The organism is Burkholderia sp. Ac-20384 (genome assembly GCF_017104605.1).
GTDB lineage: Bacteria > Pseudomonadota > Gammaproteobacteria > Burkholderiales > Burkholderiaceae > Burkholderia > Burkholderia lata.
Genome location: NZ_JAAGPE010000132.1, coordinates 1 through 25,983, shown reverse-complemented (window position 1 = coordinate 25,983; position 25,983 = coordinate 1). Strand labels below are relative to the sequence as shown.

Annotated in this window: 28 protein-coding genes; 16 read left to right on the top strand and 12 right to left on the bottom strand. The window is 65.8% G+C overall.

Translation table 11 applies throughout. The annotated features are described in order from the left end of the window. Positions 1-476, bottom strand: a 476-nt coding sequence (locus G3O00_RS23020; protein WP_206144422.1) for a hypothetical protein, incomplete at its 3' end; no start/stop codon positions are given. Between the two features lie 387 nt (positions 477-863). On the opposite strand from G3O00_RS23020, the gene G3O00_RS23015 reads away from it, so the two are divergent. The 5 genes from G3O00_RS23015 (at position 864) to G3O00_RS22995 (ending at position 3,936) form a co-directional block, all read left to right on the top strand. Beyond that, positions 864-1,535 carry a response regulator transcription factor gene (locus tag G3O00_RS23015; RefSeq protein ID WP_206144421.1) on the top strand — a complete coding sequence of 224 codons (672 nt, stop codon included), beginning with the start codon at positions 864-866 and terminating at the stop codon, positions 1,533-1,535. A 118-nt stretch (positions 1,536-1,653) separates the two neighbouring features. Then, entirely contained in the window at positions 1,654-2,316 is a 663-nt protein-coding gene (locus tag G3O00_RS23010; protein WP_206144420.1) for a hypothetical protein, read from the top strand. Positions 2,317-2,326: 10 nt separating this feature from the next. Continuing rightward, positions 2,327-2,860, top strand: coding sequence for a PAAR domain-containing protein (locus G3O00_RS23005; protein WP_206144419.1), 534 nt, complete (start codon positions 2,327-2,329; stop codon positions 2,858-2,860). Between the two features lie 4 nt (positions 2,861-2,864). After that, the gene (locus G3O00_RS23000; RefSeq protein ID WP_241025295.1) at positions 2,865-3,533 is read left to right on the top strand and encodes a M35 family metallo-endopeptidase; all 669 of its coding nucleotides are present in this window, start codon (positions 2,865-2,867) and stop codon (positions 3,531-3,533) included. Further along, the gene (locus G3O00_RS22995) at positions 3,523-3,936 is read left to right on the top strand and encodes a hypothetical protein (protein ID WP_206144418.1); all 414 of its coding nucleotides are present in this window, start codon (positions 3,523-3,525) and stop codon (positions 3,934-3,936) included. The genes G3O00_RS23000 and G3O00_RS22995 overlap by 11 nt, the downstream gene beginning before the upstream one ends. Positions 3,937-4,086: 150 nt before the next feature. On the opposite strand, the gene G3O00_RS22990 is transcribed toward G3O00_RS22995, so the two are convergent. Then, the gene (locus G3O00_RS22990) at positions 4,087-5,640 is read right to left on the bottom strand and encodes a methyl-accepting chemotaxis protein (protein ID WP_206144417.1); all 1,554 of its coding nucleotides are present in this window, start codon (positions 5,638-5,640) and stop codon (positions 4,087-4,089) included. 251 nt (positions 5,641-5,891) lie between these two features. Between G3O00_RS22990 and panE the strand changes: the two genes are divergently transcribed. The 8 genes from panE to G3O00_RS22950 all read left to right on the top strand — a co-directional run bounded on the left by panE (position 5,892) and on the right by G3O00_RS22950 (position 15,149). Continuing rightward, the gene (gene panE, locus G3O00_RS22985; protein WP_206144416.1) at positions 5,892-6,839 is read left to right on the top strand and encodes a 2-dehydropantoate 2-reductase; all 948 of its coding nucleotides are present in this window, start codon (positions 5,892-5,894) and stop codon (positions 6,837-6,839) included. Between the two features lie 233 nt (positions 6,840-7,072). After that, a complete protein-coding gene (locus G3O00_RS22980) occupies positions 7,073-8,032 on the top strand; it encodes an AraC family transcriptional regulator (RefSeq protein WP_206144415.1) in 960 nt (319 codons plus the stop codon). A 120-nt stretch (positions 8,033-8,152) separates the two neighbouring features. Continuing rightward, a complete protein-coding gene (locus G3O00_RS22975) occupies positions 8,153-9,097 on the top strand; it encodes a substrate-binding domain-containing protein (RefSeq protein WP_206144414.1) in 945 nt (314 codons plus the stop codon). 62 nt (positions 9,098-9,159) lie between these two features. After that, positions 9,160-10,680: a sugar ABC transporter ATP-binding protein gene (locus tag G3O00_RS22970; protein WP_206144413.1), complete on the top strand. Its 1,521-nt coding sequence runs from the start codon at positions 9,160-9,162 to the stop codon at positions 10,678-10,680. Beyond that, positions 10,667-11,680, top strand: coding sequence for an ABC transporter permease (locus G3O00_RS22965; RefSeq protein WP_011354493.1), 1,014 nt, complete (start codon positions 10,667-10,669; stop codon positions 11,678-11,680). The genes G3O00_RS22970 and G3O00_RS22965 overlap by 14 nt, the downstream gene beginning before the upstream one ends. A 46-nt stretch (positions 11,681-11,726) precedes the next feature. Continuing rightward, positions 11,727-12,815: an alcohol dehydrogenase catalytic domain-containing protein gene (locus G3O00_RS22960; protein ID WP_206144412.1), complete on the top strand. Its 1,089-nt coding sequence runs from the start codon at positions 11,727-11,729 to the stop codon at positions 12,813-12,815. Between the two features lie 31 nt (positions 12,816-12,846). After that, positions 12,847-14,394 (top strand): FGGY-family carbohydrate kinase, encoded by a 1,548-nt coding sequence (locus G3O00_RS22955; protein WP_206144411.1) that lies wholly within the window; start codon positions 12,847-12,849, stop codon positions 14,392-14,394. After that, positions 14,391-15,149: an SDR family oxidoreductase gene (locus tag G3O00_RS22950; RefSeq protein ID WP_206144410.1), complete on the top strand. Its 759-nt coding sequence runs from the start codon at positions 14,391-14,393 to the stop codon at positions 15,147-15,149. The genes G3O00_RS22955 and G3O00_RS22950 overlap by 4 nt, the downstream gene beginning before the upstream one ends. 67 nt (positions 15,150-15,216) lie before the next feature. On the opposite strand, the gene G3O00_RS22945 is transcribed toward G3O00_RS22950, so the two are convergent. The 6 genes from G3O00_RS22945 to G3O00_RS22920 all read right to left on the bottom strand — a co-directional run bounded on the left by G3O00_RS22945 (position 15,217) and on the right by G3O00_RS22920 (position 20,899). After that, positions 15,217-15,363, bottom strand: coding sequence for a hypothetical protein (locus G3O00_RS22945; protein WP_166896045.1), 147 nt, complete (start codon positions 15,361-15,363; stop codon positions 15,217-15,219). Between the two features lie 162 nt (positions 15,364-15,525). Further along, entirely contained in the window at positions 15,526-16,110 is a 585-nt protein-coding gene (locus G3O00_RS22940; protein WP_206144409.1) for a nucleotidyltransferase family protein, read from the bottom strand. Between the two features lie 103 nt (positions 16,111-16,213). Further along, positions 16,214-16,894 (bottom strand): M15 family metallopeptidase, encoded by a 681-nt coding sequence (locus tag G3O00_RS22935; RefSeq protein WP_346778993.1) that lies wholly within the window; start codon positions 16,892-16,894, stop codon positions 16,214-16,216. 304 nt (positions 16,895-17,198) lie between these two features. Continuing rightward, positions 17,199-17,882, bottom strand: a complete 684-nt coding sequence (locus G3O00_RS22930) for a Fe2+-dependent dioxygenase (protein ID WP_206144407.1) — start codon at positions 17,880-17,882, stop codon at positions 17,199-17,201. Beyond that, positions 17,879-18,652: a tetratricopeptide repeat protein gene (locus G3O00_RS22925; protein WP_206144406.1), complete on the bottom strand. Its 774-nt coding sequence runs from the start codon at positions 18,650-18,652 to the stop codon at positions 17,879-17,881. The genes G3O00_RS22930 and G3O00_RS22925 overlap by 4 nt, the downstream gene beginning before the upstream one ends. 3 nt (positions 18,653-18,655) lie before the next feature. Next, positions 18,656-20,899, bottom strand: a complete 2,244-nt coding sequence (locus G3O00_RS22920) for a TonB-dependent siderophore receptor (RefSeq protein WP_206144405.1) — start codon at positions 20,897-20,899, stop codon at positions 18,656-18,658. 321 nt (positions 20,900-21,220) lie between these two features. Here G3O00_RS22920 and G3O00_RS22915 point away from each other — a divergent pair, with 321 nt between their 5' ends. Then, positions 21,221-21,460: an Arc family DNA-binding protein gene (locus G3O00_RS22915; RefSeq protein ID WP_206144423.1), complete on the top strand. Its 240-nt coding sequence runs from the start codon at positions 21,221-21,223 to the stop codon at positions 21,458-21,460. Further along, complete coding sequence (locus G3O00_RS22910) at positions 21,457-21,876, top strand: type II toxin-antitoxin system VapC family toxin (RefSeq protein WP_206144404.1); 420 nt, start codon at positions 21,457-21,459, stop codon at positions 21,874-21,876. The genes G3O00_RS22915 and G3O00_RS22910 overlap by 4 nt, the downstream gene beginning before the upstream one ends. Positions 21,877-21,985: 109 nt before the next feature. Here the strand turns inward: G3O00_RS22910 and G3O00_RS22905 are convergent, their stop codons facing one another. Then, complete coding sequence (locus G3O00_RS22905) at positions 21,986-23,281, bottom strand: aspartate carbamoyltransferase (RefSeq protein WP_206144403.1); 1,296 nt, start codon at positions 23,279-23,281, stop codon at positions 21,986-21,988. A gap of 233 nt (positions 23,282-23,514) precedes the next feature. Here G3O00_RS22905 and G3O00_RS22900 point away from each other — a divergent pair, with 233 nt between their 5' ends. Next, positions 23,515-23,649, top strand: a complete 135-nt coding sequence (locus G3O00_RS22900) for an entericidin A/B family lipoprotein (RefSeq protein ID WP_009688930.1) — start codon at positions 23,515-23,517, stop codon at positions 23,647-23,649. A 95-nt stretch (positions 23,650-23,744) separates the two neighbouring features. Here the strand turns inward: G3O00_RS22900 and G3O00_RS22895 are convergent, their stop codons facing one another. The 3 genes from G3O00_RS22895 to G3O00_RS22885 all read right to left on the bottom strand — a co-directional run. Further along, entirely contained in the window at positions 23,745-24,293 is a 549-nt protein-coding gene (locus G3O00_RS22895) for a hypothetical protein (RefSeq protein WP_041493226.1), read from the bottom strand. A gap of 200 nt (positions 24,294-24,493) precedes the next feature. After that, positions 24,494-25,462, bottom strand: a complete 969-nt coding sequence (locus G3O00_RS22890; RefSeq protein ID WP_206144402.1) for a DMT family transporter — start codon at positions 25,460-25,462, stop codon at positions 24,494-24,496. A 198-nt stretch (positions 25,463-25,660) separates the two neighbouring features. Beyond that, a partial coding sequence (locus G3O00_RS22885; RefSeq protein ID WP_206144401.1) for an AraC family transcriptional regulator occupies positions 25,661-25,983 on the bottom strand: 323 nt, incomplete at its 5' end.

Here is a 25,983-nt window from a genome sequence, read left to right as displayed (position 1 = left end):
CTGCCCGATGCGACCCAGCGCTCGGCGCTGGCCTTGTTGAGCTTGAACCCGGCCGATACCTTCGCTTCGGCCAGCAGCTCGCCATACGGATCGAATGCCTTGAGCTGCGCGTACGGCTCGAATTCGTCCGGCACGATGTCGAGCGTCACCGACACATCCTGGTCGTCCTCGCCCTGAACCGTCACTTCCTTGTGCAGCATCGCGCGCCGCTGCTGCTCGTGCCGCATCAGCACTTCGGTCGCGGTTTTCACGAGCGTGCGGAACGCATTTGCGTCCATCGGCTTCGGGTTCTTCTTGTCGCGGCCCATGGTCCACGGCCCGACGAGCGCGGGCTCGGACTCGCCGTCCTTGATCATCTCGACGGCCCAGCCGTCGTCGTCTTCGTTCTTGATGATGCGCGCCGTCCAGCCGTTGTCGCGCCAGAGGCCGTCTTCGTGGATGGAGGTGTCGTCGGGTTGCAGGTCGGATTCGGTCATGAGGAAAGCGGGGGTACGGGCAGCCGGCAAACGGGCGGTGGCGCGCGGCCGGCATCGGCGCGTCGCTCGCCGCCGGTGGCCCGGCGCGGTATGCAAAGGCGTCGATTTTACCTGCTGGCCGGTCGCTTGGCCCGGATGACCCGCCGCGCTGGCCATCCGGCCGATGTCCACGGATACCGGCCGCCATGTGTCGGGCGCTCGAACTGGCGCAAATATCAAACTCGTATTACGTCCCAGGCGGCCGATCCCGATGCCGTCCGATATCCCGCTTGCGCGCGGCTTCATAGAATCGACGTTCAGGCTAAAAGTAGCCTGAACGTCCTTTCAACGCCAAACCGGCCGTGCGCGATCCGTGTCGCGCGGCCGATGAACCACCTGGAACTGCGCATGAGGAAATTCAATGTTCGCGTCGCTTTCGCGTACGACTGGCCGTTGACGCTGGCCGGCATCGAGCAGGTCGCGGGCAGCGGCTGTGCGATCGAGATCGTCGCGGTCTACCGGAGCGTGGCCGAACTGGTCGCGTCGCTCGGCGGTGTCGACTGCGATGTCGTGCTGGTCGACTATGCGATCCGCGGAGACGAGCAGATGGACGGCCTTGCGCTGTTCGACTGGCTGCGCCGCACGCGTCCGAACGTCGGGATCGTCGCGCTGGTCGCGAACGAGAACCCGCTGATCTTCGGGTCGATCCTCGCGATCGGCGGCGTGAGCATCGTCAGCAAGTTCGACGAGGTTGGCCATATCGTCACGGCCATTCATTCGAGCTACAGCGGCGGGCGCTACCTGTCGCCGCTCGTCAGGCGCGCGGTCGATGCATTCGGCGAGCGCGGCGAGGCACCCGTGAAGCTGTCGGCGCGCGAGATCGAGGTCATTCGCCTGTATCTGTCGGGGGTGCCGATCAAGACGATCGCGCAGCGTCTGAGCAAGGGCAAGCAGACGGTCAGTGCGCAGAAGATCAGTGCGATGAAGAAGCTCGGCGTGAGTAATGACGTCGAGTTGATTCAGCGGGCGGCGGGGCTGGGGCTCGGGGTGGCATCGGGCATGTCGAGGGACGCTTGCTGAACATCGTGTGATCACATATTGGGTCGGAGTACGAATAAATATCGTACTCATCCTATAGACAAGGAAATTCTTACCGGCGAATGTCTATGGTCCGTCGACGTACAAAGTGTCCGAGTCTATGACCCAAAAGGAACATGCCCGATGTCCGTATTTCCTTCATTCATCAATCAAGCTTTACGCGATGGTGCAGCAACTCCATACGTTGCCGACCGATGCACCCGGCGTGTTTGATCCGACGTACAACGGCAACATGCAAATGATCTGCACGCATGACCCGTTCATTTGCACCTACCTTTCTCCCCTTGATGCGGTCATGGGATCGCGAGCGCTCGCACGTCGTGATGACCATTTCTGGCCGATCGATTTTCGGCAAGTCGATACCCGTCATTTCATGGAAAAGCATGGTCGATTGTCGATTGCCGTGAACTATGCCTATGGAGCGACTGGAGGGCGTCTCATGGTTTCCGAGGCGGGTCATCCGGTGATGACCTACGCCTGTTCGATCTTCGATGTGCCGTTCGAAAATCGCAACCATTTCACGCTCCGCTTTCCGGATAGCGTGGCCGAAAAAATTGAAACAGCGTATCTGCGCGCCGGGCTGTCCGGGTTCGCCAAGACGCTTGACATGATGGATACGTGGACCGCAGAGCAGATCGCCGATGCAGAGAGCGAAGCATTGGCGTGCAAGCCGCCAACTATTGCCACTGAAGATGCCGCGATCGATCAATACGCGATCTATGACCCGGAGTCGGTCGAATGGGTCTTTACCAATTTCGATTGAGGACACAACCATGAGCAGGCGAGCAGTCAGGGTCGGTGACCCGACGACGACAGGCGGAATCGTCATCAGCGGTTCGTCAGACATGTATAGCAACAACAAAACCATCGCCGTAGATGGTGACAAGGCCACGTGTGGAAATTGCGAGGGTGCGTTTCCGATTGTTGGCAGCGCGGTATACGTGATATCTCACGGGCGGTGCATGGCTATAGAGGGCGACCTGGTGCTCTGCCCGTGCGGGCAAAACCTGCTCATCGCGGGTAGCGACTGCACCTTCTTTTACGAAGACGACGGCAATCACACCGCGGCGAACCCGTTCACGGTCAGTTCTGCATTTGCTCATGCGAGGCAAGCGTCAGCGTTGGGCATCTACGACGAGCAATTCGTCTTGGTCGATGCTTTCGGTCGCCCACTCGCAAACGCACGCTATCGAGTCGTTACCGACTCGGGACAGATCCTCACAGGCACGACCGACAGTGCCGGGCAAACGCGCCGATTCGCCACCGATGCGGCTACGTCCTTGAAAATCTATGCGATGGGGTTTTGACGTAATGAACGATTTTGACGTGAATGATGGCGGGGAGTGGTTTCTTGTTCATTCCGGCGCGGTTACTAATACCAACCCCGGTTCGATGGTCGAAGTAAAAATCAATACCGAGAGAATTTGTCAGAACATGACAAACAGCGAATTTCGGAAAATGATCTTACGTGAGCGCGACCGTGTCGTCTCCTTGGTCGAGCAGAGAATCGCAGAATTACGGCGTGGGTCTGGCGCTGACAAGGACCGTGTGCGGCAGTGGTTCGGCAAGGCAGACGAAGCCACTTGCATGAGGTTACTTGCCGGTCTGGCGGCAATTGCGCGGGTGCTGAAGGAGCTTACGGCATTCAATTTTACGCGATGGGATAGCGAGCGATTTAGACACGTTGGATGTGTTCCACATCCGAACAAGTCCGGGGTCGCAGCATCTGTTTGTGCGCCGGACACCGCAACTCATACCATCGCCATACATCCAGATTTTTGCACGATGCGTCACTTTTCGTGGGATAAGGATTCGGTGGTTTCCACGCTAATTCACGAGGTGAGCCATTTTTACGATACGATGGCCACTGAAGATCATCGCTATTTTATCTCCGAGTGCCTGACCTTCGGGGCAGAGCATCCGGAACTGGCCATCGGTAACGCTGATAGTATTGCTGGATATGTAATATATGAGGCATAAAATTATTTTTGGTTTGTTGATGGCGATTTCTAATTCTGTGTTCTCTTGTGTCGCAAGCGAGAATTTTGATATATATTTTCAGAGAAATGTCTCGACTATATCGAACTCGGAAATCGTTCGGGTCGCCCAATGGGTTGTTGATCAAAAAATTGCTTACGCCAACCATGCGACGAAAGAGACGACATTAATTAGCGGCCATGCCGAAGAAGGTGAGCGTGGGGCAAAGGCGCTTGCGCAATCAAGATTGCAAGTCGGGCGAGTTCTGCTGGAGCAACTGGGCTTTCTGCGAGGAACCATTCGGGCAAGCGCGCGGGTTTACTCGCATGGCGACGTGGACAACGGAAGGCGCGTAGAAATTTCTTTCCTGCCCGATTGCCCTAACAAATGTTGCACGGGGAATTGAGAGGAGAGTTGGCTCACTTGGCGCCACTATGCTCACGTCATGCTGCACACAAGCAGCGTTCGCCCGCGTGCACAGGCACGCGGATGCCCTGATTGAGTTGGTCGAGTGCGTGGGTCGGCAACGACACGCCGCTCTCGAAAGCCCCCAAGATCAAGCCGGCAACGCAAACCGCGTCACCGCATCCCGCAGCGCCTCGGCCTGATCGCGCAGCGAATGCGCGGCGGCCGCGGCTTCTTCAACGAGCGCCGCGTTCTGTTGCGTCACCTGGTCCATCTCACCCACCGCGCGATTGACCTGTTCGATCCCGGCGCTCTGTTCGCGCGACGCATGGCTGATCTCGTCGAGGATCTCGTTCACGCGCCGCACCGACTGCACGATCTCGGCCATCGTCTCGCCCGCATTCGTGACGAGCGCCGCGCCTTGTTCGACGGTCTCGTTCGACGACACGATCAGCGTCTTGATCTCTTTCGCTGCCGTCGCCGAGCGTTGCGCGAGCGAGCGCACCTCGGCCGCGACCACCGCGAAGCCGCGGCCCTGTTCGCCGGCACGCGCTGCTTCAACCGCCGCATTCAGCGCGAGGATGTTGGTCTGGAACGCGATCCCGTCGATCACGCCGATGATGTCGCCGATCTTGTGCGAGCGGTCGGTGATCTCGTTCATCGTGCGCACGACGTCGTCGACCACCGCGCTGCCGCGCGTTGCGACCTGCGCGGCCTGGCCGGCGAGCGACGCGGCCTGCGCGGCGCTGTCCGCGTTCTGCTTCACGTTCGCGGTCATCTGGTCCATGCTCGACGCGGTCTGCACGAGCGCGGCGGCCTGTTCCTCGGTGCGCTGCGACAGGTCCGTGTTGCCGGACGCGATCTCGCTCGCGCCGACGTTGATGTTCTCGGTGCCTATCCGCACGCGCGACACCATGTCGATCAGCCCGCCCTGCATGGTATGCAGCGCGTGCAGCAGGCTGCCGCGATCGTCGTGCTTCACGGTGACGCGTGCGGTCAGGTCGCCCTGCGCGATGCGCTGCGCGGCGTCGAGCGCCACTTCCAGTTCGCCGCCGAGGTTCGCGCGCACGCTTTTCAGCACCAGCACCATCACGGCGGTCGCGATCCCGCCGAGCACGGTCGTCATCGCGAGCCAGCGGCCGACGCTTTCGAGCACGGCTGAGCGCACGTCGTTCATGTACATGCCGGTCACGAGATACCAGTCCCACGGCGCGAAGCGCTGCACCGCGCTGGTTTTCTCCTGCGGCTTGTCGGCGCCAGGCTTCGGCCACAGATACTCGACGAAGCCCTTGCTGCCTTCCTGGTTGCCGGCCTTCACGATCTCGACGAACAGGTGCTTGCCGTTCGGATCGGTGAAATTCGACACGTCCTTGCCGTTGAGATCGGACTTGATCGGATGCATCACGATCACCGGCTTCGAGTCGTTGATCGAGATGTAGCCGTCGGCGCCGTAGCGCATCGCGGCGATCGCCTCGAGCGCCTTCTGCTTCGCATCGGCTTCCGGCAGCGCGTTCTGCTGCGACAGCTTGTAGAAATGGTCGGTCACGCTCGCGGCCTGCGCGACCAGCGCCGCGAGTTGCTCGCGGCGGTCCGTGATCATCGATGCACGCGTCTGCCAGGCGCCGAGCCCGGCGATCACGAGCAGGCCGAGCCACAGGATGACGATCATCGAGGCGAGTTTCTGATTCAGGGAAAGGTTGCGCATGGTGTGTGGTCGGTCGGTCGTGGAAGCTCGCCGTGACGGCGTGACGGGATAAGTGTTTTGACGGCGCCTGACGGGCGTCACCGTAGACGGGTTATCCCTAGGAACCGGTACCGTGGATGCAAGCCTCTAATGACGACAAGGGTATCTATGCATATGCATAACGGGTGTCGCTATACTCACGGGGCGATTGCGTGTGCGCCGCGGGCCCGGCTCGGCGGCGCGGCGGCGAATGAAACCGAAAGGAGGCAACGATGCGAATTCTGGTGGTAGGGGCCGGCGCGGTCGGCGGATATTTCGGCGGCCGGCTGGCCGCGGCGGGGCGGGACGTGACGTTCCTGGTGCGTGACGGCCGCGCGGCCGCGCTGGCGCGCGACGGGTTGCTGATCCGCAGCCCGCATGGCGACCTGACGCTCGCGAACGTGCAGACCGTGCGCGCGGGCGATGCGGGTGCCGGTGTCGCGCCGTTCGACCTCGTGCTGCTGAGCTGCAAGGCGTACAGCCTCGATGACGCGATTCTTTCGTTCGCGCCGTTCGTCGGCCCGCAGACGCTGATCCTGCCGATGCTCAACGGAATGCGTCATCTCGACGTGCTGCGCGACCGGTTCGGCGCCGCGCAGGTGCTCGGCGGGCTGTGCGTGATCGCGGCGACGCTCGATCGCGAGCAGCGCATCGTGCACCTCAACGATACGCATGGCGTCACCTTCGGCGAACTCGCGGGCGGCGAATCGCCGCGCGTGCGCGCGTTGGCCGAGGTGCTCGGCGGCGCGGGTTTCGACGCGACGCTCAGCGACAACGTGGCCGCGCGGATGTGGGAAAAGTGGGTGTTCCTCGCGACACTCGCCGCAAGCACGTCGCTGTTCCGCGGCTCGGTGGGCGACATTCTCGCCGCGCCGGACGGCCGCCGCCTGCTCGAGACGATGCTCGCCGAATGCAGTGCGATTGCCGAGCACAACGGCCACCGGCCCGACCCGGCCGCGATCGAGCGGATGCAGCGGATGGTGCTGACGCCGTCGCCGCTGACCGCGTCGATGCTGCGCGACGTCGAGAACCATGCGCGCGTCGAAGCCGATCACGTGATCGGCGACCTGCTCGCGCGCCGCGACCCGCAAGCGGCCGAAGCACTGTCGCTGCTGCGGATCGCGTACAACAACTTGAAGGCCTACGAAGTGCGGACGGCACGCGAGCACGCGGCCGCCTGAGCGCCGGAGCGGGCGGCCGCCCGGCCGTTCCGCGCTGCACAAATTTGCCGTCCGGCGCCGTTTGCGGCCGGAATGCGCAAAAAAGTATCGGAAATCAGGCGTAAAGTTGGTGGAGCCGCGCGCTCGATCGACCTACATTGCTTCCCATGCGACCGGTCGCGTCGCCGCGTGAGATACGCGGCGCACGCGCGCAACGAACCGGCCAGCGAGACATGGGAATGGAGACGCCAACAATGATGCACCCCGATCTGGAAGTGGTCGAAGTGCGACGCGACGAGTCGTTCAAGGTGTGGTCGCACGGCTATCCGTATCGCACGATCCGCTGGCACTTCCATCCCGAATTCGAACTGCACCTGATCGTCGCGACGCGCGGCAAGTATTTCGTCGGCGACCACATCGGCTCGTTCGGCCCCGGCCATCTCGTGCTGCTCGGCCCGAACCTGCCGCACAACTGGGTCAGCGACATGGCCGAAGGCGAAACCGTCGAGCGCCGCAACCTCGTGATCCAGTTCGACCCGGCGTTCGTGCGCCGTTGCATGGACGCGTTTCCCGAATGCCGCGACGCGCAGGCGCTGCTCGACGATGCGCGGCGCGGGGTCGGCTTCGACGCGGCAACCAGCGCCGCGATCGCGCCGCTGTTCGACGCGCTGCTGGCCGCGTGCGGCATGCGCCGCATCGCGCTGTTCATGACGATCCTCGAGCGGCTTTGCGGGGCGGCCGAACGCACGCTGCTCGCGAGCCCCGCATACGATCAGGCCGACGTCACGCCGACGCGGCTCAGCCATGCGCTGTCGTACATCGGCAAGAACCTCGCGTCCGAGCTGCGCGAATCCGATCTCGCGCAGCTGACCGGGCAGAGCGTCAGCGCGTTCTCGCGGGCGTTCCACCGCCAGACGGGCATGCCGTTCGTCCAGTACGTGAATCGTCTGCGGATTGAGTCGGCGTGCCAGATGCTGCTTGCCGACGACGCGAACATCACCGATATCTGCTTCCAGGCCGGCTTCAACAACGTGTCGAACTTCAACCGCCAGTTCCGTGCGGTGAAGGGGATGGCGCCGTCCGAATTCCGCGCGCTGCAGCGCCTGAATGCGCGTAGCCGCGAGCTTGCGCTGCATGCAGCGCCCACCGGCAATCCGCTGCCGCCGCGCGTCGTCACGCCTGGCGTGCCCGAACTCGCGCCGCAGGCCGGATGATCGCCGGGCCGTCGCCCGCCTGACTTTCCACACCGTTTCACCCAGCGCAATCGCGTCGCCCCCGGCGCGAGGGGCGCGCTCATCCACGAAAAAGCAGCACATATAACCGGAGACACCGTCATGACGCATGCATCACCCGCTTCATCCCCCCGTCGCGCCGCCCGCATGGCGGTGGTTGCCGCGCTCGCCGCTGCGGCCTGGCTGCCCGCCGCCGCCGCGCACGCCGCACCGCTGCGCATCGGCATGACGTTCCAGGAGCTGAACAACCCGTATTTCGTGACGATGCAGAAAGCGTTGAACGACGCGGCAGCATCGATCGGCGCGCAGGTCGTCGTCACCGACGCGCATCACGACGTGAGCAAGCAGGTGAGCGACGTCGAGGACATGCTGCAGAAGAAGATCGACATCCTGCTCGTGAACCCGACCGATTCGACCGGCATCCAGTCGGCGATCACGCAGGCGAAGAAGGCCGGCGCGGTGGTGGTGGCCGTCGACGCGAACGCGAACGGCCCGGTCGATTCGTTCGTCGGCTCGAAGAACTACGACGCGGGTGTGATGTCGTGCGACTACCTCGCGAAGGCGATCGGCGGCAGCGGCGAGGTCGCGATTCTCGACGGGATCCCGGTCGTACCGATTCTCGAACGCGTGCGCGGCTGCAAGGCCGGGCTCGCGAAATACCCGAACGTGAAGCTGGTCGATACGCAGAACGGCAAGCAGGAGCGCGCGACCGCGCTGTCGGTTACCGAGAACATGATCTCGGCGCATCCGAACCTGAAGGGCATCTTCAGCGTGAACGACGGCGGCGCGATGGGCTCGCTCGCCGCGATCGAGAGCTCGGGCAAGGACATCAAGCTGACGAGCGTCGACGGTGCGCCCGAGGCGATCGCCGCGATCCAGAAGCCGAATTCGAAATTCATCGAGACGACGGCGCAGTTCCCGGCCGACCAGGTGCGCATCGCGCTCGGTATCGCGATCGCCCGCAAGTGGGGCGCGACGGTGCCGAAGGCGATCCCGGTCGACGTGAAGGTGGTCGATCGCGGCAACGCGAAGGGCTTCAGCTGGTGAACGACGTGCGAAACGACGCGAAGGGCGGCGGCGCGGCCGGCGCCCTTCGCACGGAGAAGCCGATGGACACGATACTCAGGCTCAGCCACATCACGAAAAGCTTTCCGGGCGTGAAGGCGCTCGCCGACATTGATCTGGAGATTGCGCGCGGCGAGATCCACGCGCTGCTCGGCGAGAACGGTGCGGGCAAGTCGACGCTGATGAAGATCCTGTGCGGCATTCATCAGCCGGATGCCGGCACGATCGAGATCGACGGCACTGCGCGCCATTTCGCGGACTATCGCGACGCGGTCGCGGCAGGTGTCGGCATCGTGTTCCAGGAATTCAGCCTGATCCCGCACCTCGACGCGGTCGACAACCTGTTCCTCGGCCGTGAGCTGCGCAACCGGTGGGGCGCGCGCGACCGCAAGCGGATGCGTCACGCGGCGGCCGAGATCTTCGCGCGGCTCGGCGTGGCGATCGATCTCGATGCGCCGATCCGCGCGCTGTCGGTTGCGCAGCAGCAGTTCGTCGAGATCGGCAAGGCGCTGTCGCTCGACGCGCGCATCCTGATCCTCGACGAACCGACCGCCACGCTCACGCCGGCCGAGGCCGAGCACCTGTTCGCGATCATGCGCGAGCTGAAGCGGCAGGGTGTCGCGATGATCTTCATCTCGCATCACCTCGACGAGATTTTCGCGGTGTGCGACCGCATCACGGTGCTGCGCGACGGCCAGTACGTGGCGACGACCGACGTCGCGCGCACGGACGTCGAGCAGCTCGTGCGGATGATGGTCGGCCGCCGGATCGAAAGCAGCTTCCCGCCGAAGCCGGTGCGCGCGGCCGATGCACCGCGGGTGCTGGAGGTTGACGAACTGCAGATCGAGCGCGGCGGCCCGGTGAACCGCTTCACGCTGCATGCCGGCGAGATCCTCGGCTTCGCCGGGCTGGTCGGCTCGGGCCGCTCGGAAACCGCGCTCGCGGTGATCGGCGCGACGCGTGCGCATCGCAAGGACGTGCGCGTGCGCGGCACGGCGGCGAAGCTCGCCGATCCGGCCGACGCGCTGCGCGCAGGCATCGGCATCCTGCCGGAAAGCCGCAAGACGGAAGGGCTCGTCACGTCGTTCTCGATCCGCGACAACATCTCGCTGAACAACCTCGGAAAGTACCGGTCGATGCGCTGGCTGATCGACCGTCGCGGCGAGGCGCGTACCACGCACGACGTGATGCGGCGCGTCGGCGTGAAGGCGCCGTCGATCCACACCGAGGTCGCGACGCTGTCCGGCGGCAACCAGCAGAAGGTCGTGATCGCGCGCTGGCTGAACCATCACACGTCGGTGCTGATCTTCGACGAGCCGACCCGCGGCATCGACGTCGGCGCGAAAGCCGAAATCTACGGGCTGATGCGCGAACTCACCGCGCGCGGCTACGCCATCATCATGATCTCGTCCGAATTGCCGGAAATCGTCGGCATGTGCGATCGCGTCGCCGTGTTCCGGCAGGGCCGCATCGAGGCGACGCTCGAAGGCGACGAGATCGATCCCGACACGGTCATGACCTATGCCACGGCCGGCACGCGAGGAGCGACCCATGAACCTGCCTGATTCTTCTTCCACGCCTTCCACGACGCTCGCGGCTACCGCCGGAAACGGCGACGCACCGCCGCCGCGCGCGATGTGGGCGCAACTGCGGCGCTCGACGCTGTTCTATCCGCTCGTCGGCCTGATCGTCGTGTGCATCGCGATGATGATCGCGAGCCCGAGCTTCCTGTCCGCTGCGAACCTCGAGAACGTGCTGCGCCAGGTGTCGATCAACGCGATCATCGCGGTCGGCATGACCTGCGTGATCCTGACCGGCGGGATCGACCTGTCGGTCGGCTCGGTGATGGCGCTGTCGGGCACGCTGGCGGCCGGGCTGATGGTCGCGGGCGTGAACGCGGTTGCCGCGCTCGCGATCGGCATCGCGGTCGGTCTCGGTTTCGGCTTCCTGAACGGCGTGTTCGTCGCGTTCGCGGGGATGCCGCCGATCATCGTCACGCTCGCGACGATGGGCATCGCGCGCGGCCTCGCACTGATCTACACGGGCGGCTATCCGATCGACGGCCTGCCCGACTGGGTCGCGTTCTTCGGCAGCGGCAAGGTGCTCGGCATCCAGGCGCCCGTGCTGATCATGCTCGTGGTCTATGCCATCGCGTGGCTGCTGCTCGACCGGATGCCGTTCGGCCGCTACGTGTATGCGATCGGCGGCAACGAGCAGGCGACGCGGCTCACCGGCGTGCGCGTGGCGCGCGTGAAACTGATCGTCTACACGCTGGCCGGGCTCACGTCGGCGCTCGCCGCGATCGTGCTGACCGGGCGCCTGATGAGCGGTCAGCCGAACGCGGGCGTGGGTTTCGAACTCGACGCGATCGCGGCCGTCGTGATGGGCGGCACGTCGATCTCGGGCGGGCGCGGCGCGATCCTCGGCACGCTGGTCGGCGCGCTGCTGCTCGGCGTGCTCAACAACGGGCTGAACATGATCGGCGTGAACCCGTATGTGCAGAACGTGATCAAGGGCGGAATCATCCTGCTCGCGATCTACATCAGCCGCGAACGGTCGCGGTAACGATTCATTCATCAGTCATCCAGATCATCCACGAAAGAGACATTCCATGACGACACCCGAAGCCCCGCCGCGGATGACCGCGGTCGTTTGCCACGGCCCCGAGGACTACCGCGTCGAACAGGTCGCGAAGCCGCGCCCCGGCGCGAACGAGCTCGTGATCCGCATCGCCGCGTGCGGGATCTGCGCGAGCGACTGCAAGTGCTACACGGGCGCGAAGATGTTCTGGGGCGGCCCGAACCCGTGGGTGAAGGCGCCCGTGATTCCCGGCCACGAATTCTTCGGCTACGTCGAAGCGCTCGGCGACGGCGCGGCCGAGCATTTCGGCGTGGCAGTGGGCGACCGCGTGATCGCCGAGCAGATCGTGCCGTGCGGCAAGTGCCGCTATTGCAAGTCGGGCCAGTACTGGATGTGCGAAGTGCACAACATCTTCGGTTTCCAGCGCGAGGTGGCCGACGGCGGGATGGCCGAGTACATGCGCATTCCGCCGACCGCGATCGTCCACAAGATTCCGCTCGGCGTGTCGCTCGAGGACGCTGCGATCATCGAACCGCTGTCGTGCGCGATCCATACGGTGAATCGCGGTGATGTCCAGCTCGACGATGTGGTCGTGATCGCGGGTGCGGGACCGCTCGGGCTGATGATGACGCAGGTCGCGCACCTGAAGACGCCGAAGAAGCTCGTCGTGATCGACCTGATCGACGAACGGCTCGAACTCGCGCGCGAGTACGGTGCGGATGTCACGATCAACCCGAAGCGCGACGACGCGCGCGAGATCGTCAGGTCGCTCACCGACGGCTACGGCTGCGACGTCTACATCGAGACGACCGGCGCGCCGGTCGGCGTGAGCCAGGGGCTCGACCTGATCCGCAAGCTCGGCCGCTTCGTCGAATTCAGCGTGTTCGGCGAGGATGCAACGGTCGACTGGTCGATCATCGGCGACCGCAAGGAACTCGACGTACGCGGTGCGCACCTGGGGCCATACTGCTATCCGATCGCGATCGACCTGCTCGCGCGCGGGCTCGTCACGTCGAAAGGCATCGTCACGCACGATTTCGCGCTCGAGGACTGGGACGACGCGATCCGCGTCGCGAAATCGCCCGAATCGATCAAGGTGCTGCTGAAGCCGGCCCGCTGACGCGGCAGGCGTGCGCCTCACCGGAGACATCATGGAATACGTCATAGGCGTCGATATCGGCACGCAGAGCACCAAGGCGCTGCTCGTCGACCGGCACGGCACGATCGTCGCGCGGCGGTCGGCCGGCTACCAGCCCGATACGCCGCGCCCGCTGTGGGCCGAGCAATGGCCGCAGGTGTGGTTCGATGCCGTGCTCGCGTGCATCGCGGGCTGCGTGAGCGAGGCGCGCGCGCAGGGCGTGCCGGCCGACGCGATCCGCGCGGTGTGCGTGGGCAGCCTGTACGGCGGCTCGGGCATTCCGGTGGACATCGACATGCGGCCGCTCCATCCGTGCCTGATCTGGATGGACCGGCGCGCGACTGCGGAAGTCGACTGGGTCAACGCGAACGTGAACGTCGAGCGGTTGCGCGTGATCACGGGCAACGGCGTCGACAGCTATTACGGCTTCACGAAGATGCTGTGGCTGCGCGACCAGCGGCCGGACGTGTGGGCGAACGTGCGCTATTTCCTGCCGCCGAATGCGTACGTGATCTACCTGCTGACCGGCGAGGTCGCGGTCGATCACAGTTCGGCCGGCAATATCGGCGGCGTGTACGACGTCGCGCGCCGCGAGTGGTCCGACGATGCGCTCGACATGCTCGGCATTCCCGCGACGATGATGCCCGAGCGGCTCGTCGAATCGACGGACATCGTCGGCGGCCTGCTGTCGCAATGGACCGAACAGCTCGGGGTGCCGGCCGGCACGCCCATCGTCGCGGGCGGCGTCGATGCGGCCGTCGCGACCTTCGCGGCCGGCGCGACGCGCACGGGCCAGCATGTCGCGATGATCGGCACCAGCATGTGCTGGGGTTACGTGAGCCGGCACGTCGATGCGCGTCACGGGCTCGTCAGCATGCCGCACGTGTTCAACGGGCAGCGCGACCTGTACGTGTTCGGCGGCGCGATCACGGCCGGCGCGTCGGTCGCGTGGTTTCGCGACCAGTTCTGTCACGCGGAAATCGATGCGGCACGCCTGCTGCCGCACGGCGATCCGCACGTGCTGCTCGAGGAAGCGGCCGAAAGCGTGCCGCCGGGCGCGGACGGCGTGTTGTTCCTGCCGTACCTGATGGGCGAGCGCAGCCCCGTGTGGGACGCGAAGGCGAGCGGCGCATTCGTCGGGCTGAGTCTCGCGCATACGCGCGCGCACCTGTATCGCGCGGTGCTCGAGGGCGTCGCGTTCGCGTTGCGGCACAACATCGAGGCCGGCCGGCGCGGCGCGGCTGCGCTCGACGACCGGCTGATCGTCGTGGGCGGGGCCGCGCATTCGGCGCTATGGATGCAGATCATCGCGGACGTGACGGGCTTCCCGGTGTGGACGATCGAGCAGGACGTCGAAGCCGCGATGGGGGCGGCCTTGCTCGCGGGCGTCGGGGCAGGGCTCGTGTCGCACGACGACGCGCAAGGCGGATGGGTCACGCTCGTCGAGCGCGCGCGGCCCGATGCCGAGCGCGCGAAAGCGTATGCGGCGCGCTTTGCGCTCTACACGGCGCTGTATCCGGCGCTCAAACCGATCATGCACGGGTTGCACACGCCATCATGAAGACACGATTCGATTTCGGCGGTTCGCGGGTGCTCGTCACGGGGGCGTCGAGCGGGATCGGGCGCGCGTGCGCGGTCGCGCTGGCGCAGGCGGGCGCGCAGGTCGTCGCGGCCGGGCGCGACATGGCCGCGCTCGATGCGCTGGCCGGCGAGACCGCGTGCGAGACGATGCGACTCGATGTCGGTGGAGACGAGCATGCGATCGACGCGGCGCTCGCCGCGCACGATGCGTTCGACGGCCTTGTGAATTGTGCGGGGATCGCGTCGCTCGAATCGGCGCTCGAAGTGAGCGCCGCGCATTTCGATCGCGTGATGGCCGTCAATGCGCGCGGCGCGGCGCTCGTCGCACGGGCCGTTGCACGGAAGATGATCGCGCGCGACGGACGTGGCGTCGCGCAGGCGCGGGGCAGCATCGTCAACGTGTCGAGCCAGGCCGCGCTCGTCGGCTTGCCCGCACATCTGAGCTACTGCGCATCGAAGGCGGCGATGGACGCGATCACGCGCGTGCTGTGCATCGAACTCGGGCCGCACGGCATTCGTGTGAACAGTGTGAACCCGACCGTCACGCTCACGCCGATGGCGCAGTTCGCGTGGAGCGAACCGGAAAAGCGTGCGCCGATGCTCGCCGCGATTCCGCTCGGGCGATTTGCGGAGCCGGACGAGGTCGTCGAACCGATCCTGTTCCTGCTGAGCGATGCGGCGTCGATGGTCAGCGGTGTGTCGCTTCCGATCGACGGCGGGTATACGGCGCGCTAGGCAGCGTCATGCGACGACGGTGCATGACGGGAACCCACGGTGAATGCGCGGCGCGCCAGCCCTGCGGCTAGACAGGATCCTTGCTCGGCGGTCCGTCCGGTTGCTGCGGGTTGTCGTGATGATGGCCCGGCGACGGTGGCGATAACGGATCGTCTTCCGGGTCGCGGTTCGGGTCGGCCGGTGGCTCGGGCGTCGGGGTCGTGTGATCGGTCATGGAGAACTCGCGCGGTGCGTGACGGCGGTGGCGCGGCGGGGCGCCTCGTCTCCGTTATAGCCAATCGGGCGTGCGTTTGCAGCGGGATTGTGGCGGCGGGTGGTGCGTCGTCGGTGCCATCCGGGCAAGGGCGGTTTTTGTGCAGGCACCGCGCGATTGCGGTCAGCGCAAATCGGCCGGCGTATCGACGTCGCGCACGATGCCGGAATCGTCGACGTCGAGCAGCCTGACCGGTGCGCTGGCGAACAGCGCGCGGGCGCCCGTGTCGCCGTCGAGGGCGGCGAGTGCATCGAAGTGGTGCGCGGCGAACCCGACCGGATGGCCGCGCACGCCGCGATGCGCGGGCGCGACGATCGATGCGTCGTCGGCGTCGAGCGCGCGCGTGACGGTTTCGTAGGTGGAAGCGGCGATCCACGGCATGTCGCCGAGCGCGACGAGCCAGCCGTTCGCTTCGGGCGTCGCCCGCACGCCGGCCGCGAGGCTCGCGCCCATGCCGCGCATGGCGTCGGGCGCATAGACGACGTGGCAGCCGGCTTCGTTCAGCAGCATCGCGAGTTTTTCGGCACCGGGACGCACGACGGCGATCACGTCGGCCGTGGCCGCCGCGAGATGGCGGGCAGCCGCAACCGCAACCGGCGTGCCGTCGGGAAGCAGCGCGAGCAGCTTGCTTTGCAGGCCGCTCGGGTCGAAGCGTTGACCGAGGCCGCCGGCGAGGAGGACGCCGGTGGCGAGTGACGCATAGGACATCGGCGCGGGGGAGAGTGACGCAGGTGCTGCGATTGTGCGGGAGCGGGCTGGGATCGACAAGTGAGGATGTTACCGAGGCGGGCGCGTTTCGTCGGAAAGAATGTCAGCGCGCGGCTTCGTCGAGCATGTTTTCCTCGACGGGGCCGTAGATCGCGTGCGATTGATCGTGCATCACGGCCCAATAGCGGTCGCCGAACGACCAATGCCACCATTCCGACGGGTAATTGGTGAAGCCGGCACTCGTCAGCGCGGTGATCAGTACCTGGCGATTACGGGCGGCTGCCCGGCTGATGAACGGGTTGTGCGTGTAGCACGCGCCGGATGATTCCTGGTCGGTGGCGTTCATGACGCAGCCCATGTCGAGCTCGATGCCTTCCGCCGAGATCAGCGTCAGGTCGACGGCTGCACCCGTCGGATGGGCGGCGACTTCCGGCGGGGCGACGTAGTGGCTCGTGAGTGCGATCAGCGCGTCTTCGTCCGGCAGCGGATTCAGCGTGCGGCGCAGGTGCGCGAGATGCGTGGAGAAGTAGTCGCGCTGCAGGGCCAGCGGGCGATAGCCCTCCTTGACGTACAGGCGCAGGCTGGCGGGGAGCGCGTGCGCAGCGGCAATCAGCCGGCCCGCCACGCCACGACGGACTTTCAGGAAATGCGGGCTTCTGCTCTCGATGTCGCGGCGGCCGAGATCGACGGCGATGCGGTCATGGAAACCTGCGAGATCGACAAATTCCTCGGGCGACTCCAGCAGGGCAATCGACCGGACAACGGGATCGGAGAGCGAAATCACGATAGTGGACGAAATGGCGCGATGACGGTTGTGGGCCACGAGCCGGCGGAGCGACAGGCCGATGTGGTTTTTGTCAGACGAATCGCCAATATGCCAGAGTCCGGCGGAGGATGTGTCGCGGTTTTCGCTGCGCGGCGTGCGTGCTTATCCGAGCGTCTCGATGGACGTGTTTGCGTGGACGCGTTCGTTTCGGGTGTCGCGTTGCGGCGCTTCCCGGGCGCTCTCCGCGATTGGATCGACGGCATCGTCGTAGCGCACGACCGAGCCGCGCAATCCATCCAGCGGCCGGATGGCGTTCCGTTGGCTACGCATCCGCCCACTTCCTCAACAGGTTGTGATAAATCCCCGTCAATGAAATGACCATCGGATCCTTCGCGCCTTTCTCGGCGGACAGCGCCTGAATCTGCGTATCGAGCTGGAACAGCAGCGTGCGATCGCCGTCGTCGCGCACCATGCTCTGGATCCAGAAGAACGACGCGACGCGCTCGCCGCGCGTCACGGGCGTGACGTGATGCAGGCTCGATGCCGGATACAGCACGAGGTCGCCCGCCGGCAGCTTCGCGCGATGCGTGCCGTACGTATCCTCGACACACAGCTCGCCGCCGTCGTACGCATCGGGTTCTTCGAGAAACAGCGTTGCCGACAGGTCGCTGCGCACGCGGAAATCCGTGCCGCGCAGTAGCCGGATCGCGTTGTCGACGTGCGTGCCGAACGTCTCGCCGCCTTCATAGCGATTGAACAGCGGCGGAAACACCTTGAGCGGCAGCGCCGCCGAGAAGAACAGCGGATGGCGTGCGAGCGCGTCCTGGATCGCATCGCCCACCGCGCGTGCGGCCGGCGCGCCTTCCGGCAATTGCCGGTTGCGTTTCGCCTGCGCCGACTGCGTGCCGGACGTCGCATTGCCGTCGACCCATTCGGCCGCATCGAGCAGCTCGCGGCATTGCGCGACCTGCGCTTTCGTCAATACGCCGGGGATGTGAAGCATCATGATGCGGATTCCATGCAGTGCGGCTGAGACTGCGGTTGTGGTGGCAGCTGCAGCGCTGCCGCACGAAACGCGTCGATCGGCGACGACGCGAGATACGCGCGCATCTTCGCGACGAACGCGGGGGTAGCGGTGGCCGGCACGCGCGCGAGCCACGTGAGCGCTTCGTCGATGCGCCCGCGCTCGGCGAGCAGCCGCGCGAGGTTGAACTGGCCGCGGAAATCGCCGGCCACGGCGGCGCGGCGATAGTGATCGAACGCGACGTCGGGGTCGACCGGTACGACCCAGCCGTCCTCGTGGAAGCCGCCGATCAGGTTGATCGATTTCGCATGGCCGAGTGCGGCCGCGCGCTGGAACCAGTCGAGCGCATCGGCGCGATTCTCGTCGATGCCGTTGCCGAGCGCGAGCGCCGTCGCGTAGTTGTACATGCCCCAGTCGAGCCCCGCCTGCGCGGCGAGCCGGTACCAGTACACGGCGACCGGCGCGCACGCGGCCGTGCCCCAGCCGAATTCGTAGCAACGGCCGAGCATGTTCATCGCCATCGCGTGGCCGGCGCGCGCCGCATGCCGGAACCAGTTGAACGCGGCCGCCGGATCGCGCGCGACGCCATGCCCGTCGAGCAGGTACTGCCCGTAGACGGCCTGCGCGTCGACGATACCGTTGTCGGCCGCCGCCGCGACCCACGCGGCGGCGCGCTCGGGCGGCCCGGCCAGGATGTCGGCGAACTCGCGCGGCGACACCGACGCGAGCGCCTTCAGCGACACGGCCTCCATCGATCAGTAGCGCGCGTTCAGCGTGACGAACGCCGAGCGGCCCGGTGCGATCGACGCGTAGTGCGCCGGATACGCTTGGTCGAAGTAGGTGCGGTTGAACAGGTTGTTCACGTTCAGCTGCAGGTCGAGCTTCTTGTTGATGCGGTACTGCGCCATTGCGTCGAAACGCCAGTACGACGGCACCGCGTGCTGGTTCGCGGTATCGCCGAACACCTGCGACATGTAGAACGCACCGCCGCCGACGGTGAACTTCGGCGTCACGTCGTAGTTCGACCACATCGTGAAGCTGTGCTTCGGCGTGTTCGGAAACTGGTTGCCGTTGCTCGCCGTGTCCTTGCCGTTGTCGCGCAGTTCGCTCTTCATGTACGTATAGCCGCCGAACAGTTGCCACTGCTTCGTGATCTGGCCTGCGACGCCGAGTTCGAGGCCCTGGACGCGCTTGTTACCGACCATCGCGTACTGGTTGTTCGGCAGCGTCACGCGCGCGTTCGTCGTGTCGATCTGGAACAGCGCGGCGGTCAGCGCGAGCTTGTCGTTCAGCACGTTCCACTTCGTGCCGAGCTCGATGCTGCGGTTCTTCTCCGGCGACAGCTGATCGGCGTTCGAGCCGACGCCGCCGCGGCCCGGCGTGAGCGACTGCGATTCACTGCCTTCGCCGAGCAGCATGCCGGCCGGCGTCGACGACGTCGCGTACGACGCGTAGATGCTGCCGTTCTGCGCGGGCTTGAACACGAGGCCGGCCTGCCAGTTCACGAGCGTGTCGTCACGCGTGGTGGTCTTGCCGCCGTTGGCCTTGGTGTCGGTGAAGCGGGTCGAGTAGTCGTCGATGCGCACGCCGCCGTTGACCTGCCAGCGCGGCGTGATCTCGATCGTGTCGAAGCCGTAGATCGATTTCGTCACGGTGCGGGCATGCGAGTAGTCGTTGTTGCGCGTGATCGAGCCGGCCCACGGGTCGTTCGGATTCGGCGACCACAGGCTCGTGCAGTTGTAGCCCGATGCCGCGCCGATGCCGTTCTGGCAGATCTTGCCGTTCGCGGTGGCGACGTTGTACGTGTCGCGCTTGCCCCATTCGCGCGACAGCTCGATGCCGGTCGTGAAGCTGTGCTTGAACGGGCCGGTGCGGAATTCGCCGAACAGCTCGGTCTGGTTCGCGATGCTGTTGATCGAGCTGTTGCGGGTGTTCGCGCGGCGCCAGACCTTGCCGTTGACCACGTTGCCCTGGCTGTCGTCGGGCTGCGTCCAGATGTAGTCCTGCGTCGATTCCGTGTAGCGCGTGGTGTTGCGGATCGTCAGCGACGACGTGATGTCGTGCTCGATCTTGAGCGTGCTGATGTCCGACGTCGTCTTGCGGAAATCGCGGTTGGTCAGGCCGTAGAAGTTGTGGCGGTCGACGGGCGCCGGGCCGTCGGTGGCGACGCCCTTCGGGAGATTGAAGCCGTAGTAGTACGGGATGCCGCCGTCGGGCAGGTCGTCGGTGGACAGGTGGTAGTAGCTCGCGACGACGCGCGTCGACGTGCCGAGCCCGAACGCGATCGACGGCGCGACGCCCCAGCGCTCGTTGTTCACCGCGTCGCGGCCGGCGACGTCGTTGTTGTGGCTCATCAGGTTCAGCCGGAACGCGGCGTGATCGGCGAACTGCCAGTTGCCGTCTGCCGTGAAGCGGCGATAGCGGTCGGTGCCGAGGCCCGCGCTCGCGGCGGCGGTGGTGCCGAGGTGCGGGGCCTTCGTGATCAGGTTGATGCTGCCGCCCGCGCCGCCGCGGCCGCCGTACGCGCCGTCGGAACCCTTGGTGATCTCGATGCGCTCGGTGTTGAAGATCTCGCGCGTCGTCGCGCCGGTGTCGCGCATGCCGTCGACGAACATGCTGCCCTGCGTGTCGTAGCCGCGGATGAACGGACGATCGCCGAGCGGGTTGCCGCCTTCGCCGGCGCCGAATGTGATGCCGGGCACGGTGCGCAGCGCTTCGGTCAGCGTCGACGCACCGCTGTTCTGGATCAGTTCCTGCGGGATCACGGTGACGGATTTCGGCGTGTCGACGAGCGGCGCGGTGAATTTCGCGGAAGCGGAGAAGTCGGCCTTGTAGCTGTGCTCGGCCTTGCCCTGGACCTCGATCGGCGCGAGATGGCCTTCGGTGCTGGCCGGGGCGGGCGGCGGCGTGCCATCCGCCGCGAATGCGGGGCTTGCGGCGAGCACGCTGCACAGGGTGGTGAATTTGCCGAGCTTCAGCTCGTCGGGACGTGACTTCATGGTGCCTTCGACCTCGCGGTGTGGCCCCGGGGCGGTGCGCTGCGGAAATGTGCATGCCGCCGGGAATTATTACGATTTGTTTTCAGGCGGCATTCTATGTAATTTCAACTTAAATGAGAAGCGTTCTTGTTCGCGTTTGTTGGGAAATTGTTGAGGAATGTGGCGAGGAGGTTGCGAGGCGGGCGGGGTGGTGGTGGATGGCCGAAAGGCCAGGTGTGGCGGGCTTGTCGGGCGGGGTAGAGTGGTTCTGTCGCGGGGCATCAGCCATGACAGCAAAGTGCCAGGATGACTGCACTGAAAGCAATCTTGGTGCGGTGCACCGTGCCAGTCATTACCGTTCGAAATTTGCCCGATGAAGTGCATCGGGCGCTTCGGGTTCGCGCGGCCCAGCACGGGCGTAGCACTGAAGCGGAAGTGCGCGACATCCTCGAGCGGGCCGTTCTACCGGGCGGTCGGCTCAAGCTGGGAGCGCTGCTGGCGGAAATCGGACGGGAGGTGGGCGGCGTCGATTTCGACGTTCCGCGCGACAAGACGCCAACTAATCCGATGAGCTTTGAATGATCCTTGTTGATATGAATGTCATTTCCGAGCCGCTGCGGCGCGAGCCGAGTGCGGCCGTGGTCGAGTGGCTCGATGCCCAGAACGTCGAGACATTGTTTCTCGCCGCGATCAGTCTCGCCGAAATTCGCTTCGGCGTTGCGGCTATGCCAGAGGGACGAAGGCGAGACTTGTTGCACCAAAGCATCGAGCAGCGCGTCGTGCCGCTGTTTCGCGGCAGGATTCTGCCGTTCGACGATGCGGCGAGCAAAGCGTATGCGAGCATTCGAGCGCGTGCGCGTGCCTCAGGCAGTGCGATCGCGCCTGCCGATGTTTTTATCGCCGCGACGGCCGAGGCGAACGGATTGATCATTGCGACGCGCGACGTCGCGCCATTCGAGGCGGTCGGCCTGCGGGTGATTGATCCATGGGCGTCCTAGGCGCCGATTGCCCATCTTTCCACCGCGCGTAAAAAAGCACGCCGGGCAGCCGGGCGCGCTTTCCGTTGAACGGAGGGGCGCCTGACTGGCCGCGCCCCGCTGCTCCTTCTCAATCGACCCCGTGAAACACCGCGTCCTCCGGCCCGAGATACGCCGGCGGGCGCCACGTCGCGTCGCGCATCGAATGCTGGACGAGGTTCTCCACGCCGAGCAGCACCGCGAAGATCGCCATCCGCACCGGAATGCCGTTGTCGGTCTGGCGGAAGATCGCGAGGCGCGGGTCGCGGTTCAGGTCGACCGACAGGTCGTTCGCGCCCGGCCGGCTGTCGCGCGGCAGCGGGTGCATGATCAGCGTGTCCGGTTTGCACACCGTATCGACGAGCGCCTGGTTGATCTGGAAATCCGGCGTGTAGCCTTCGAACGACTCGTCGGTGAAGCGCTCCTTCTGGATCCGCGTCGCATAGACGACGTCCGCGCCGCGTAGCCCGGCCGCGAGGTCGGTCGTCTGCTCGATGACATGGCCGTTCGTCGCGATCTGGTCGACGATGTAGGCCGGCATCTCGAGCGTCGGCGGCGACACGAGCGTGAACTTGAGCCCGCGGTACAGCGCAAGCAGCTTGACGAGCGAGTGCACGGTGCGGCCGTACTTGAGGTCGCCGACCAGCGCGATGTGCGCGCCGTCGACGATCTTGCCGAGCCGCGAGAATTCGCGCTGGATCGTATAGAGGTCGAGCAGCGCCTGGCTCGGGTGCTCGCCGGGGCCGTCGCCGCCGTTGATCACGGGCAGGTTGGTCGCACGCGCGAACTCGGCCACCGAGCCCTTCTCCGGATGGCGGATCACGAGCGCGTCGACGTAGCCGGCCATCACGCGGCTCGTGTCGTAGATCGATTCGCCCTTGGCCATCGACGAGAACGTGAAGCCCGTCGTGTCGCACACCGAGCCGCCGAGCCGGCAGAAGGCGGCGCCGAACGACACGCGCGTACGCGTGCTGGCCTCGAAGAACAGGTTACCGAGCACCGCGCCTTCCAGCACACGCGAAATCTTGTGGCGGCGCGCGATCGGTTGCATCACGTCGGCCACGCGAAACAGCGCCTCGACCGATTCCCGCGAGAACTGGTCGACCGACAGCAGTTGCGGCTTGCCTTCGAAAAAGAACTGCTTGGCGAGCCCCTGATTATCTACGCTTTGCGTATATCCGTCGCCTTCCGGTACCGAGCGCTCGACGATTTCCGACACGAAGCGCTCGACGATCTCGGGCATCCCGCGCGATTCCTGCGAGTCGTCGGGCAGCAGCCAGGTGTCAAGCGCACGCCGGCTCACACCGATGCGGCTGGCGAACGCTTCGCGCGTCATGTTGAGGCGGCGCATGGCGTCGCGGAGGAAGGCTTGCTGGGGAACGGTCATCGGCGGCTCCTGACGAAAAATATACGCGGTGCGTATATTAGTTCCTGGCGCATTGAAGTCAAGGAAAATCTGTGCGAACCGCCTGTGTGGCCCGCCTGACATGCGGCGGGTTCGTACTGGCGCGCGGCGGCCGTCTCCGTATAATCAGGTCAGGCCCCGTGCCCAGCATCTCGCCGGGCGCCACGCCGCATACGATTCGCCCGTCGGGCTTGTTGATTCCAAGGAGAATGAGAATGACGCGTACGATTGCTGCAATGCTGCTGGTGGTGACCGCCGCGCTCGCGGGTTGCAACACGGTCGCCGGCATGGGACAGGACATTTCGAAGGGTGGCCAGGCGATCAGCGATACGGCTGAAAAGGCCAAGTAAGTCGACCGGTTCCGGAATGCAGAAAGCGCCGGGCTGCTCCGCGATGGCGGGGCGGCCCGGCGCTTTTTTGTGGCCGGCGCTCGATGCCAGTGGCGTCAGGCGTGCTCGACGAACGCGTAACGGCCTTCGACCTTGCGCGGCGTGAGCCAGCCGTAGTCGGGGAACAGGCGGTTGCGGACGAACCAGACATAGCCCACCAGCAGGACCGTGATCGCGAGGCTCGGCAGCGCGGTCGACGGATCGCGTCCGAGCTCGGCGATGGTCTTCGGCAACTGCAGCAGCGACAGCAGGATGAATGCGTGGTACGCGCCGACACGATTAGTCGCAAAGCCCCAGATGAACAGCAGCGACAGCGGCACGGTCAACGCGAGGAACACCAGCACGAGGCCGTTGCCGGCACCGGTGGCGAAGAAGTAGTACGCGAGCATGAGGCTGATCGCGAGCTGGGCGATGCCGAGCGCGATCAGGATCCGGATGTGCAGTTTGTTCTTGCGGCAGCGTTCGGGATCGGGGCGCGACGCGATCAGGCGCGCGAGCACGCGATCCTTGAGTCCCTGTCCGGACAGTTCGGCCAGTGCGTCGGCCTTCCTCGTTCCCGCGGACAGCAGCACCGCGATTCTTGTTTTGGCTTCCTTCCTGTTCATTGCGTGGTGGATTGTTGTTCGATGGTTGTCAAAGGTCCCGGCCACGCGAATATTGCATCTTGCGGGGTGGTGCGCAACGGTTTTGCGGTGCGCGGACACATTCCTACAGTCGCCGGCTGCATGGCGGGAATGCGGGGATCGACAACCTGGGCGGTGGCACGGAGACGCCGCCGCTTCCGCAACGACGCGATGAGCGCGAGTCAATCGGTGGCGGCCTGCGCGGCGGGCGCGGGGCTGGCCGGTCGACCTGAACTCGCCGGGTGCGTATCGCGTGCTTCGGCTGGTGGTTCGCGCCGACGCGTCGCGCCGACGACCATGCCGGCGACGACGAGCGCGATGCCCGCGACCCGCGTGCCGTTGAGCGTTTCGCCGAACAGCGCGACGGCGAACAGCACCGCCGAAACCGGCGCGACGGCCGTAAACAGGGCGGCCTCGGTGCCGCTCGTGCGGGCCGAACCCGCATACCAGCACAGGTAGCCGAGCACGGTCGGCACGAGCGCGTAGTAGACGATCGCCGACACGGCGCCCACGGTCCAGCCGGCCGCCACCGCGTGCCATTCGAATGCGGCCGGTACGAGTGCGAGCACGAAGCCGAGGCCGGACATCGCGGTGGACAGCGCCAGCGGCGGCCACGGCGCGACAAGCCGCCGGTTGAGCAGGATGAACACGGCTTCGCACGCGACGGCGGCCAGCACCAGTGCATTGCCGGCCAGCGTGCGAAGCGACGGCAACGCGTGGCCGGGCGCGAACGTGACGAACAGCACACCGGCCGTTGCGAGTGCAGCGGCCACCCAGTCACGCGACGTCTGACGCTCGCGCAGTACGACGGCCGCGATCAGCGTCGACATCGCGGGCAGCGTGCCGAGCATTACGCCCGCGTCGAGCGGCGACGACAGCTTCGTGCCGCAGATCAGCAGCACCGTATAACCGACACCGCCCGCCGCCGCCTGGATGACGAGCAGCACGGCGTCGCGCGTGGAGAGGCGCGGCCAGCGCATTCGCTGCGCGCGCATCAGCGCGAACAGCAGCGGCGTCGCGATCAGGAAGCGCAGCGCCGTGGCCGCGAACGGCGGCAGGCCGCCCGCCGCGAGACGGCTCGCGATGACGGTGCTGCCGACGCCCGCCATCGCGGCGGCGAGGTAGAGATAGCCAATCAGTCGTGTCTTCATGCGCCGCATCGTCGCGTACGGCGGCAGTGCGCGTCTTGAACGAAATTGCAGCGTATGCGGGCGTGTCGAGTGCGGCGTGCGGGACTCGGCGTGCTTGTGCCACGGGCGTTGGCGCCTGCCGCTGCGATCACTGCGGTGTGGCCGCAGCTTGCGACGGGGCGGTGTGTCCGGTAGCCGTCGCGCGGGATGACGGCAGTGTCAATCGGCCTGCGTGAACCGCCCCGGTGTGATCCCGAACTGGCGCGCGAACGCACGCGTCAGATGGCTCTGATCGGCAAAGCCGGCTTCGGCCGCGGCATCGGCGATCGGCAGGCCGCTGGCGAGCAGCGCGCGCGCCAGCCGCGCACGCGACTGGATCAGGTATGCGTGCGGTGTGATGCCGAGCTCGCGGGCAAACCCGCGCAGCAGCTGAAAGCGGCTGACGCCACCCAGGTCGGCCAGTTCGGCGAGCGAAACGGGGGCGGCGGGCGCCGCGTCGAGCCGCTCCCGGGCGATGCGGATCGCCGGTGCGACGCCCGCCA